Source organism: Priestia sp. SIMBA_032, from assembly GCF_046535215.1.
Taxonomy (GTDB): Bacteria; Bacillota; Bacilli; order Bacillales; family Bacillaceae_H; genus Priestia; species Priestia aryabhattai.
The window spans coordinates 1-354 of the sequence record NZ_JAWRXD010000254.1; the positions used below are offsets into that span (position 1 = coordinate 1).

The window sequence follows — 354 nt, forward strand, 5'->3', positions numbered from 1 at the left end:
GGCCAGCGCTTCTGGCTCGTCGTCTACCCGCGCATGATCACTTCACTGCGCCATGTCTGGGATCACCCGGACTTCAAAAAGGGGGAATGATGGATCACCCGTACCCCATCGAAGAGCATGACGCTCGCCGCATGTGTGGTGATCCGCAGGCACTGGCATACGAGTGGATCAAGGGCTATGCCGCGAACCTCAGTGCGCGGGCGGAAGACGACACGTATAACCGTCGAGGTGGCATCACCGCCGAAGAGCTGATCGAGACAGCGATGACGCATTTGCCTACCGAAGATGATAGCAACCGTTGGGGTGACTACCTCATACGTGGCGGCACCTTCGAAGGCGAGAGCACCGACCCGG

1 protein-coding gene is annotated in these 354 nt (G+C 59.9%); it reads left to right on the forward strand.

Going from position 1 to position 354, the window contains the following annotated elements; genetic code table 11:
- Positions 1–86 precede the first annotated feature (86 nt).
- Positions 87–354: hypothetical protein (locus SB717_RS34245; protein ID WP_410907288.1), on the forward strand; the 268-nt coding region annotated here is incomplete at its 3' end.